The sequence below is a fragment of the Streptomyces sp. NPDC021224 genome, assembly GCF_044332905.1.
Classification (GTDB): Bacteria; Actinomycetota; Actinomycetes; order Streptomycetales; family Streptomycetaceae; genus Actinacidiphila.
Window position 1 is genome coordinate 484,173 of record NZ_JBIRPW010000003.1, and the last position, 11,028, is coordinate 495,200.

Annotated in this window: 9 protein-coding genes; all 9 read right to left on the bottom strand. The window is 73.1% G+C overall.

Annotation, left to right across the window (positions count from 1 at the left end; translation table 11 throughout):
- Positions 1-12: 12 nt before the first annotated feature.
- The 9 genes from ACH4PY_RS10580 to ACH4PY_RS10620 all read right to left on the bottom strand — a co-directional run bounded on the left by ACH4PY_RS10580 (position 13) and on the right by ACH4PY_RS10620 (position 11,015).
- Complete coding sequence (locus tag ACH4PY_RS10580) at positions 13-1,026, bottom strand: hydroxyacid dehydrogenase (RefSeq protein WP_398178648.1); 1,014 nt, start codon at positions 1,024-1,026, stop codon at positions 13-15.
- Entirely contained in the window at positions 1,010-2,086 is a 1,077-nt protein-coding gene (locus tag ACH4PY_RS10585; protein WP_398178651.1) for a dihydrodipicolinate synthase family protein, read from the bottom strand. The genes ACH4PY_RS10580 and ACH4PY_RS10585 overlap by 17 nt, the downstream gene beginning before the upstream one ends.
- A gap of 6 nt (positions 2,087-2,092) precedes the next feature.
- Positions 2,093-3,169: an NAD-dependent epimerase/dehydratase family protein gene (locus ACH4PY_RS10590; RefSeq protein ID WP_398178653.1), complete on the bottom strand. Its 1,077-nt coding sequence runs from the start codon at positions 3,167-3,169 to the stop codon at positions 2,093-2,095.
- A gap of 8 nt (positions 3,170-3,177) precedes the next feature.
- Positions 3,178-4,035 (bottom strand): carbohydrate ABC transporter permease, encoded by an 858-nt coding sequence (locus tag ACH4PY_RS10595; RefSeq protein ID WP_398178656.1) that lies wholly within the window; start codon positions 4,033-4,035, stop codon positions 3,178-3,180.
- 2 nt (positions 4,036-4,037) lie between these two features.
- Entirely contained in the window at positions 4,038-4,961 is a 924-nt protein-coding gene (locus ACH4PY_RS10600) for a carbohydrate ABC transporter permease (protein ID WP_398178660.1), read from the bottom strand.
- 51 nt (positions 4,962-5,012) lie between these two features.
- Entirely contained in the window at positions 5,013-6,266 is a 1,254-nt protein-coding gene (locus tag ACH4PY_RS10605; protein ID WP_398178663.1) for an extracellular solute-binding protein, read from the bottom strand.
- Between the two features lie 56 nt (positions 6,267-6,322).
- Entirely contained in the window at positions 6,323-7,633 is a 1,311-nt protein-coding gene (locus ACH4PY_RS10610) for a Gfo/Idh/MocA family protein (protein ID WP_398178666.1), read from the bottom strand.
- Positions 7,634-7,713: 80 nt separating this feature from the next.
- A complete protein-coding gene (locus tag ACH4PY_RS10615; RefSeq protein WP_398179330.1) occupies positions 7,714-9,651 on the bottom strand; it encodes a peptidase C14 in 1,938 nt (645 codons plus the stop codon).
- A gap of 494 nt (positions 9,652-10,145) precedes the next feature.
- Positions 10,146-11,015: an IclR family transcriptional regulator gene (locus ACH4PY_RS10620; protein WP_398178669.1), complete on the bottom strand. Its 870-nt coding sequence runs from the start codon at positions 11,013-11,015 to the stop codon at positions 10,146-10,148.
- Positions 11,016-11,028 lie beyond the last annotated feature (13 nt).

Below are 11,028 nucleotides of genomic sequence, written 5' to 3' on the forward strand. Positions count from 1 at the left end.
CCGGAGCGGGCCCTACTCCACCCGCTCCAGCGCCTCCGGCCCCACCGCGTGCAGCAGCGGCTCGCCGCCGAGGAAGCGGGCGATCTCGGCCACCGTGCTGTCGCCCAGCGCCCGGCGGCCCTCCACCGTGGCCGCCGCCTGGTGCGGGGTCAGCAGCACGTTGGGCAGGGACCGGAAGGGGTGGTCCGGCGGGAGCGGCTCGGCGTCGAAGACGTCGAGGGCCGCGTCGAGGCGGCCGGTGCGCAGCTCCGCCAGCAGCGCGGACTCGTCGACCAGCCACGAGCGGGCGGTGTTGACCAGGCCCGATCCGTCGGGCATCAGGGCGAGTTCGCGGGCCCCGAGCATGTGCCGGGTCGCGGGGAGCGCGGGGGCGTGCACGGCGACGACACGGCTGCCCGCGAGCAGGTCGTCCAGGCCGGTGGCGCGCACCCCGAGGGCGTGGGCGTCCTCCGCCGTCAGATACGGGTCGTACACGCTCACCTCGGCGCCGAGCGCGCGGGCGAGCGCGATGTAGGCGCGGCCCGTGCGGGAGGCGCCGACGACGCCGACCGGGCAGCCGCGGATCTCGTGCCGGGCGGGCGCGGCCGAGGCCTCCTCCCAGGGCAGTCCCGCGCGCAGGGCGTGGTCGAAGCGGTGGACGCGGTGCAGCAGCGCCAGGGTGAAGGTGAGCGCGACCTCCGCGACCGGGCCCGCCATCGCCGCCCCCGCCTGGGTGACGCGCACCCCGCGGTCGAGGACGGCGGCGGTCACGTACGGGCTGACGGCCCCTCCGGTGTGGGCCACCAGCCGCAGCCGGGGCGCCCGTTCGAGCAGAGCGGCGTCCAGCCGGGCGGTGCCCCACGCGGTCACCAGGACCTCGGCGTCGCCGAGCGCGGCGGCCAGCGCCGCCGGGTCGCCGTGCGCCTCGACCACGGTGACGTCGGTGAGCAGCTCCAGCCGCCGCCACGCGGCGGGCGCGAAGAACTGCTCGCGCAGCCGGGCGGGCACGGCGACGACCGCGCGGGGGGCCTCAGCGGAGCCAGTCATCGCGGTGCTCCGCCACGAAGGCGTCGTCGGTCAGCCACGGGTACGCGGCCGCGATCGACGCGATCTCCTCCGCCTGCCGCGGGGAGAGCCGCTCGTTCGGGTCCAGGCACCAGGTGCCCTCCAGCAGGCCCTGGCGGCGCAGCACCTCGTGGACGCCGGGGATGCAGCCGCGGAAGGCGTTGCGGACGTCGAAGACCGCGGCGTTGGCCTGGCTGAGCTGGGGCGCGCGGCGCAGCAGGTCGGTCATGAGGGCGTGGTCGCCCGCGCGGGCCGCCCGCACCTCCTCCAGCAGCGCGACCGCGCCCCTGGTCCACACCGCCCACTGGCCGAGCAGCCCGCCGGCGAACCACTTCAGGGTGCCGTCCGGGGTGCGGTACGGGGTGAGCAGGTCGTTGAGGATCGCGTCGTCGTTGCCGGTGTAGAGCGCGACCTCGTCGGCCCGGTCGCTCGCGCCGACCGCGGCGATGACCTCGGCGGTGCGGTAGCGGTCGAAGGGCGCGGTCTTGATCGCCACCACCGCGGGCAGTTCGGCGAAGGCCCGCCAGAAGGCGGGGGAGAGGTAGCGGCCGCCCACCGCGTCCTGGAGGTAGAAGCCGATGACGGGCAGCACCTCGCCGACCGCCCGGGCCCGTTCCAGCAGCCCGGCCTCGTCGGCGCCGGGCACGGCGGGGCTCAGCAGCACGGCGTCGTAGCCGAGTTCGGCGGCGAGCGAGGCCTCGGCGACGGCCTGCGCGGTGTAGCCGCAGGCGCCCGCGACCTTCACGACCGGGCGGCCGGCCTCCTTGTCGGCGGTCTCGGCGGCCAGCGCGAGGACCGGGCGCAGCAGGTCCACCCCGGCGTCCCGGATCGCGAACTGCGTGGTGTGCACGCCGACCGCGATGCCGCCGGCGCCGGAGGCCAGGTAGTAGCGGGTCAGGGCGCGCTGCCGCCGCTCGTCGAGGCGGCGCTCGGCGTCGAGCGCGAGGGGGTGGGCGGGGATGACCGTACCGGCGGCGAGCAGCGCCAGCGGGTCGGCGGCCGCCGCGGCGGCGGTGGGGGCGGCGGGTGTGGGGAGGGACACGGTGGGTCAGAACCTTCCGTCGCGGGTCTGGAACTTGGTCGGTCGGCCGGACAGCGGCAGCCCGCGGCGCAGCCACTCCGCCTGCCAGCCGACGAGGGTGCGCAAGGACACCGGCGGGTAGCCGAACAGCGCGTGGCAGTAGCTCGCGTCGGACAGCAGCGCGGTGCCGGACTCGGCGCCGGTCGTCACCGCGCCCTGCGGCTGCGCGCCGAACTCGGCGGCGAACAGCCCGGCCAGCCGCCGCACCGACGCCGTCTCGGGTCCGGTGAGGTTGACGGTGAAGACGTCCTCGTGGGCGTGCAGCAGCGCGCGCAGCGCGACCTCGTTGGCGTAGCCCTGCCACACGACGTTGACGTGGCCGGTCGTCACGTCGACCGGCTCGCCCGCCCGGACGGTCGCGGCGATGTCGGCGAGCACGCCGTAGCGCAGGTCGACGGCGTAGTTCAGCCGCAGCAGCGCGACGCGGGTGTCGTGGACGGCGGCGTGGTAGCCGAAGACGCGCTCGCGGCCCAGGCACGACATGGCGTACTCGCCGACCGGGCCCACCGGGTCGGTCTCGGCGGAACCGGCCGAGGCGGTGTCGACCAGCGGGTAGACGTTGCCGGTGGAGAAGGCGGCGATCCGGGCGTCCCGGTAGCGGCGGGCGATCCGGTCCGGCAGCGCGGCGTTGACGGCCCAGGCGTGCGCCGGGTTGCCCGCGGAGCCGAACTTGGCGCCGACCATGAAGACGACGTTGCCGGCCTCGGGCAGCGCGGCCGGGTCCCCGTCGAGCAGGTCGGCGGTGACCGGGACGACCCCGTCGGCGGCGAGCGCGTCGGCGGCCGCGCGGTCCGACCAGCGCGACACCGCGTGCACGGCGAGGTCGGTGCGGCCCGCGGCGTCCAGCGCGCGGCGGGCGAGCCGGGCCAGGCTCGGGCCCATCTTGCCGCCCGCGCCGAGGATCACCAGGTCGCCGTCCAGCCGGGCGGCGTCGGAGACCAGGGCGGGCGAGGGCTTCGCGAGCAGCTCCTCCAGCTCCCGCTCGCTCGACGGGAAGTCGACGGCGGGGCCGGTCAGCGGCGGCGGGGTGTGGGTGTGGGTCATGTGCGGGGTCATCCTTTGACGGCCGAGCCGGTGACGCCCTCGGTGAAGTAGCGCTGGCCCGCGAGGTAGGCGGCGAAGATGGGGACGAAGGCGATCACCGATCCGGCGAGCACCTGGCTGAGCGGCACCTGCTGCTGCTGGAGCGAGGCGATGCCGACGGTGAGGGTGCGCATGTCGCTGCTCTGGCCCATGATCAGCGGCCACAGGAAGTCGTTCCAGTGCCACAGGAAGACGAACGTGCCGAGCGTGGCGAGGATCGGCTTGAGCAGCGGCAGCACCAGGCTGACGAAGATCCGCAGCTCGCCGCAGCCGTCCAGCCGGGCCGCCTCGAACATCTCGTCGGGCAGGTCGCGGATGAACTGCCGCATGAGGAAGACCGCCTGGGCGTTGGCGAGGGTGGGGACGATCAGGCCCCAGTAGGTGTCCACGCCGCCGAGCTTCGCCATCATGATGAAGGTCGGGATCATCGTGACGTGGTACGGCACCATGACCATCGACAGGAACGACCAGAACATCGTCTCCCGCCCGCGGAAGCGCTTCTTGGCGAACGCGTACCCGGCCAGCGACGCCAGGGCCAGCACGCCGACCACCGACACCACCGAGTAGACAAGGGTGTTGAGCAGCCAGCGCGGCACGTCCTGGGCGTCCAGCACCGCGCTGTAGGAGGAGCCGCTCAGATGCCACGGCAGCAGGCTGCCGGGCAGCTCCACCGCGGCGCCGGGCTTCAGCGACAGCACGATCATCGCGTAGAACGGGAAGACCGTCGCGAGCGAGGCCACGGTCAGCAGCACCGCGCGCACCGCGAGCCCGGTCCTGCCGGGCCGCAGCGCCCGGGGCACGATGTCCTGGAACTTGTCCCGGGCCATGGTCACTTCTCCTTTCCGAGCACCATGCGCTGCACGAGCGCCACGACCACGGTCATGACGAACAGCACGCAGCCGAGCGCGCTCGCGTAGCCGAGGTCGGAGTACTTGAAGCCCGCGTCGTAGAGCTGGTAGACGAGGCTGTAGCTGGCGTTGGCGGGCCCGCCGCCGGTCATCACGTAGACGGCGTCGAAGATCTGGAAGCTGTTGGTCGTCTCGATCACCGCGAGGAAGAAGAACGCCGGCTTCAGCTGCGGGGCCACGATGTAGCGGAAGCGCTGGAAGGGCCCGGCGCCGTCCATGAGGGCGGCCTCCTCCAGCTCGCGCGGCACGTCCTGGAGCCGCGCGAGCAGGATGAGCATGCCGTAGCCGCAGCGCGACCAGATGCCGACCAGGGCCAGGGCCGGCAGGACGAGCGCGGAGTCGGTGAGCCAGGACTGCTCGGGCAGCCCGAGCAGTCCCATCAGCCCCGACCAGGGGCCCTTGGTGGAGAAGATCCAGATGAAGACGGTGGACGCCAGGATCAGGCTGGTGACCACCGGCAGGAAGAAGATGGACCGGAAGAGCTTGGAGCCGCGGAACGCGCGCCGGGTGAGCAGCGCGAGTCCCAGCGACGCGGCGATCGTGAAGGGCACGGCGATGACGCTGTAGACGACCGTCACCTTCATCGACGACCAGAACAGCGGGTCGTGCATCATCCGCTGGAAGTTGTCCAGGCCGGTGAAGTGGGTGCTGTCGCCGATCGTGTAGTCGGTGAAGCCCAGCACGAGCCCGGCCAGGCCGGGCCCGAACCGGAAGGCCAGGAAGAGCAGGAAGCACGGCAGCACGAACAGCAGCCCGACACGGGCCTCCCGGCGGGCGTGCGGCCCGCGCCGGACGGGCTCCGGCGTGCTGCGGGGGCGGGAACGGGACTCCGCGACTGCGGCCACGGGACCTCCTTCGGGAAGACGGGAGTGCGGGATGCCGGGGTGCGCCGGGGCTCAGCGCTTGCGGGCGATGATCTGGTCGGCGGCCTGCGCCGCGTCGTCCAGCGCCTTCTTCGGGTCGGTCTTGCCGAGCAGCGCGGCCTGCAACTGCGGGGCGAGCACGCCCATCACGTCGCGCGAGGCCTTGTTGAGCGGGCCGACGTCGGTGCTCTCCAGCACCTTCTCGGTGGCCTCCTGGTGCTGGTCACCCGGGTAGAGCGCGGTGGCGTCGGTGCGCGGCGGGAAGTAGCCGCCGGGCTTCTGGAGACCGGCGTCGTTGGCCGGCTGGGTGACGTACGAGATCCACTTGCCCGCCGCGTCCTTGTTGGCGCTCTTGAACATCGCCAGCGTGCCGACGGTGCCGTACGCGGCCGGGCTGTCGCCGGTCAGCGCCGGGCCGACCACGATGTTGTCCTTGCCCCAGAACGGCTCGACCTCGGCGGCGGTGTTCTGCCAGGTGCAGGCGACCTTGTTCTTCGCCAGGTCGGTCTGCTCGATCTGCGGGGTGGTGGTGATCAGGTCCTTGGGCGTCCAGCCGTTGTCGACGAACGTCTTGAGCCAGGTCAGCGCCTTGACCCCGGCGTCGCTGTTGAAGGCCGCCTTGGTGCCGTCGGAGGAGAACACGTCACCGCCGGCCTGCCACAGCAGCGGGTAGAAGGTCATGTTGAGCGTCGCGGTGGTGTCGCCGCTGTAGCTGGTGGCGTAGAAGCCCTTGGCCTTGAGCTTGGGGGCGAGCGCGGCCAGCTGGTCCCAGGTGGTGGGGTAGGTGGTCTCGCCGATCGCGTCGAAGACCTTCTTGTCGCACAGCAGGGGGTAGGTCGACATCAGCACGGGAGCCGCGTACGGCTTGCCGTCCACGGTCACGGCCTTGAGCGCGGAGGGGCGCAGCGCCGCCTTGTCCTTCGCCGTCATCCACTGGTCGGCGGATATCAGGTTGCGCTGGTAGGCGGGCAGCTGGTCGGGGATCAGGTACGCCACGTCCGGGCCCTTGCCCGCCGCGAGCGCGGTGGTCAGCGCGGTGTCGCGGTTGGCCCAGGGGTAGGTGGAGACCTTCACGGTGATCCCGGGGTTGGCCTTCTCGAAGCCCTTGACCAGGCCGTTCCAGTAGGCGTCGTTGGCCTTCGGGTCGTTGATCACCGGGTAGACCCAGGTGCTGACGGTCTTCTTCGAGGACGAGCCGGAGCCGCTGCCGGAGCCGCAGCCGGCGAGGGCGGCGGTGGCGCACAGGGCGGCGGCGGTGGCGATGGCGGCGGTGGTGCGGCGTCTCACGGGGTGTCTCGCTTTCGGGTGCGGATACTGCGGGTTCGAGTCCTGGAGGGGCGCGCTCACCGGGACGGCACGGTCTCGACGGTGCCGTGGTGCCGGGAGCGCTCGGCGGCGAAGGCCGCGAGGTGGCTGCCGAGCGAGTCGGCGGGGCCGGAACGGATGTGGGAGCGGTCGCCGGTGGCGAGCGCGGTGACGAAGGCCTCGACGAGGGCGGTGTCGCCGCCGCCGTGGCCGTCCGCGGCGTTGGAGCCGAGGTCGCCGATGTCGCGGACCACCGTGGAGTCGTCCCGGAAGTCGTGGACGACGACACGCTCGCCGTCGCCGCGCAGCCAGCCGTGGCTGCCGAAGATCCGGGTCTGCCGGTGGGTCTGCTCGGTGAAGGCGGTCATCGTGAAGACGGCGGTGGGCCCGCCGGACAGCTTCATCGCGACGACCTGGTTGTCGACCACGTCGTTGTCGGACCGGTAGACGCACCGCCCGTAGCGGCCGGTGCGCAGCGCCTCGGTGAGCACGTCCTCGTCGTCCGGGCCGGTGGCGGCGGAGGTGACGTGGTCGATGGGCCAGGCGCCGCCGGTGCGGCGCAGCGCCGGGTAGTAGAGCTTGGGCGCGGAGTAGGGGCAGCCCGGTTCCGCCGCGCAGGACAGGCAGTTCTCGCCGGCGTCCGCGGGGGCGTTCTCGGGGCGGAAGTGCTGGAGCGAGCCAAAGCTCGCGACCGTCTCGATGCGGCGGCCGGTGACGTACGCGATCCAGTCCAGGTCGTGGCAGGACTTGGCGAGGATCATCGGCGACGACAGGTCCTCGCGGCGCCACGGCCCGCGGACGTAGGAGTGCGCGTAGTGCCACCAGCCGACCGGCTCCAGGTGGTCCAGGCCGGTGACAGTGCCGAGCACGCCGCTGTCCACGACGCTCTTGACCAGGTCGGTGTAGGGCGTGTAACGCATCACATGGCAGACGGCGAAGGGCACGCCGGTCGCCTCGACGCCCTCCACGATCGCCCGGCACTCGTCCTCGGTGGGGGCGAGCGGCTTCTCGGTCATGATCGCGTACCCGGCCTCGGCGAGGGCGAGCACCGGTTCGGCGTGATCACGGTCCTGGGTGGCCACGATCACGCCGTCGGCCAGCGGTCCGCCGTTCGCCGCGGTGGCGGCGAGCAGCTCGCGCCAGCCGTCGTACCCGGTGGCCCCGGGGACGAGGGCACGCGCCTCGGGCCGCGGATCGGCGACGGCGGTGAGACGGGCGCGTTCGGGGTGGTCGCGGATCCACGAGGCGTAGGTCAGCCCGCGGTTGCCGGCGCCCACCAGGGCGATCCGCACGGGCCGGTCCCCTGCCGGGCCGCCGGTGACGGCGCTGGTGGCGAAGTCGGTGGCCATGTCTCCCTCACGGTGGTGGGTGGACGGGCAGGCCGGGGGCCGGCCCGTGCGGTAACGGGAAAGGGGGGTGGGGCGGTGCGTCAGGCGGGCAGCAGCAGGTTGCCCGCGGTGTGCTGCACGCGGGCGCCCTCGTCCGGCATGGCGGTGCGCGCCACGCCGTCCTCGGTGCAGCCGGTGTGCAGCAGATGGCTGTCGCCCGCGAAGGCGGCGGGCGCGAGCCGCAGGCTGCCGCCGGTGAAGGCGGTGCCGGTGGCCCGGTAGCGGTTGACGCCGTCGGTCAGCAGGATGTGCGCGGTCTTCGCGTCGGGGGCCCGGAAGTCGGCGCCGTCCAGCTGCCAGGTGACGGTGCGCCCGGCGGTGTCGCGGGCGAGATAGGCCGCCGCGCTGTTGCCGCCGGTGAAGCGGGCGCCGCCGTCGATCCACAGCCGCTGGTCCTTGGCGGAGTTCAGCCGCAGGCCGGTGCCGGTGAACGTGCCGCCGTGGACCGCGGTGTCGGCGTGCGCGACCGTGCTGGGCGCCGCGCCGTCCCCCGCGCCGTCGAAGGTGCAGTGGTCCAGCACGAGACCGCCGGTGCCGTTGAACTGCGCGCCGTCCAGGCCCTCCAGCCGGACGCGCAGCAGGTGCACGTCCGCACTGACGTTGGCCGCGGTGATCTCGGACGCCTTGCCCTGGGTGAAGGCCGAGTCGGCGATCACGGTGGGGCGCTGGGCGCGGTGCGAGGACTGCGATATCACCAGCGGGCCGGACGCGACGCAGCCGCGCAGCTGGGCGCCGTCGGCGTTGATCCAGATCATCCCGGAGCCGGGCTGGGCGTTGCCGATGACGAGCATGTCCTCCAGCGTCAGGTCGGTGATGTTCGTCCTGGCCACGAACCACGAGCAGGCGTGCCGCCGTACGGTGACGCGCTTGGCCGCGCCGCCCCAGGCCGCGCCGGAGTTGGCGAAGGTCATCAGGCCGGAGTTGCCGGTGAAGGTCAGGTCGTGCTCGAACTGGCCGTGGGTGACGAAGGGGCCCTGGTCGTCGCCGTCGCCGTGGCAGTTGGTGACGTAGCCGTACGCCGAGGCCGTCCAGTCGTTGAGGTGCCGGGCGTTGGCGACGTGGCAGTCCTCGACGTGCCCGTACAGGCAGTAGATCTGCTGGGTGAGGTAGCCCGCGCCGCCGTACGTGACCGAGGCCGGGTTCTTCAGCTGGCACTCGGAGGTGCGGAAGTACGTGCACCAGCGGCGCATCACGACCGGCCAGAAGGTGCCGGTGGCGTCGATGCCGGACACGTCGCAGGAGACCGCGTACTCGTACGCGATCGGGTGCGAGCCGGTCTCGGTGTCGTTGTCGGCGACGCCGGGCACGCCCTCGAAGACCATGTTGCGCACGTGGACGCGCTCGACGGGCTCCACCCGGGTCCAGGTGAAGGTGCGCCCGGCCGCCAGGTCCCAGCCGATCTTGTAGTTGACCCGGATGTGCGTGCCGTCCACGATCTCGGTGACCTGGACGAGCTTTTGCACCTCCTTCTCGTACAGACCCGTGCCCGCGGCGGCGTCGATCTCCACGCTCCACCACTGGCCCAGCGCGAAGGCCTTGGAGTCCGGCACCTCGAAGATGTCCGCGAGGTCGGGCATCGCGGCCGACAGCTTCGACTTCACGGTGGTGTCGGTGACCTTGCCCAGGAAGTACAGGACGGCGCCGAAGGGGTTGTTGTAGGCGTTCTTCTCGATCCCCACCGTCGTGACCCGGTTGCCGCCGAAGTCCAGCTCGACCCGGGAGCGGGAGAAGGTGTGGCGCTTGGTGAAGTTCAGGTCGGTGTGCGCCTCGATCCGGTGCACCGAGGGGTCGCCCATCATGGCGTCCAGCGCCGCGTCGGCCGGGGCCGAGCCGTCGAACAGGCCGAACTGCCGGAAGTCCAGGACACCGTCGTGGACCATGCGCCAGCGGCCCTTTGCCGCGGGCTTCGGATTCCCCGGGGCCAGGACCGTGCCGCCGTCGGCGGCGGCCGTCGAGGCGGCGTCCCAGCGGACGAGCATGCCGCCGCCGTCGCCGGGCGCGCGGTAGCCGGCGACCAGGGCGAGCACGCCGTCGGCGAGCTTCTTCGGGTCGAGGGCGAGCAGCGCGGCGACGGTGCCCGCGGTGAGCGGGGCGCTCTTCGGGACGCTGTCGGCGTGCGCGGTGCCGGATCCGGCGGCGACCGCGGTGCCGGTCGCGGCGACCAGCAGGCCGCCGATGCCGCCGGCCCGCAGCAGGCTGCGGCGGGAGGAGTCGGGGCGCGGGTCGGGGGTGGTGCGGGTGGATCTGTCGGTGTCCGGCACGGAGCCAGGGGTGTGGTTCACGGGGGTGCCTCCGCCTTCGGTGGGCCTAAGGGCGAGGACGAATCCCGTGACGCTTGTCGTCGGACGGATGGCCGTATCGGCCGGGTGCGGAAAAAGCGCTGACCAGAGGCAGGGTGCGAGCGCGGCACCGGTCGATGAGCGGAGACGTTAAGCCTGCTCCCGCGCTCCGGTCAAGCCCCTGCCGCGCCGGATCACGCCCCGGCGGGGGCGCCGAAGCCGAGGCTGAGACTGATCCGGTCGGCCACGTCCCGTACCTGCAGGCCCAGTTCGCGGAAGCGCCAGCCGGGCAGATCGAGCTTGAGGCCGGTGATGCTGATCGCCCCGGCGCAGTCGCCGCGGTGGTCGCGGACGACGCTGCCGATGCAGAAGATCCCGTCCGCGTCCTCCTCGTCGTCCAGCGCGTAGCCGGTGGCGCGGACGTCGGCGAGGTGCTGGAAGAGCGTGGCCTCGTCGGTGATGGTGCGCGAGGTGCGGCGCGGCAGCCCGGTGCGGGCGACCAGCTCGCGGGCCTGGCTCTCGGGCATCGCGGCCAGCAGCGCCTTGCCGATGCCGGTGCAGTGCGGCAGCTCGCGGGCGCCCATCCGCAGGTCCAGCCGCAGGCCGCCGTTGGTGTCGACCTGGTCGATGATGACCGCCTGGCCGTCCTGCGGTACGGCGACGCGGGAGGCCATGCCGGTGGCCGCGGTGAGTTCGACCAGCAGCGGACGGGCGACGTCGCGCAGCGAGACCTGGGCCTGGGCGCGGTCGCCGAGCCGGGCCAGGCCCATGCCGAGGCGGTAGCGGCGGTTCATGCCCTCGCCCTCGTCGGCGACCAGGCCGTAGTGGCGCAGGGTCTGGAGCAGGCCGAAGGCGGCGCTCTTGGAGACTCCCGCCCGCTGGGCGACCTCGGTCACGCTCAGTCCCGCTCCGGGGCCGCCGGCGGCGAGCACCTCCAGCACTTCGGCGGCTCTGGCGACCGTCTTGACCAGGTACTTCGGATCGGGTTCCGGGCCCCGTGCGGGGCCGTCGCCGAACCCGCCGCCGCCCCCGCTGACGGGTGCGTTCGCACCACTGTTCTGCATATCGAAACACTTT

Bases quoted from the DNA above. Each gene is read 5' to 3' on its own strand.
- ACH4PY_RS10580 (WP_398178648.1), bottom strand. From the start codon at position 1,026: ATGACTGGCTCCGCTGAGGCCCCCCGCGCGGTCGTCGCCGTGCCCGCC.
- ACH4PY_RS10590 (WP_398178653.1), bottom strand. From the start codon at position 3,169: ATGACCCACACCCACACCCCGCCGCCGCTGACCGGCCCCGCCGTCGAC.
- ACH4PY_RS10595 (WP_398178656.1), bottom strand. From the start codon at position 4,035: ATGGCCCGGGACAAGTTCCAGGACATCGTGCCCCGGGCGCTGCGGCCC.
- ACH4PY_RS10610 (WP_398178666.1), bottom strand. From the start codon at position 7,633: ATGGCCACCGACTTCGCCACCAGCGCCGTCACCGGCGGCCCGGCAGGG.
- ACH4PY_RS10615 (WP_398179330.1), bottom strand. From the start codon at position 9,651: ATGCTCGTCCGCTGGGACGCCGCCTCGACGGCCGCCGCCGACGGCGGC.
- ACH4PY_RS10620 (WP_398178669.1), bottom strand. From the start codon at position 11,015: ATGCAGAACAGTGGTGCGAACGCACCCGTCAGCGGGGGCGGCGGCGGG.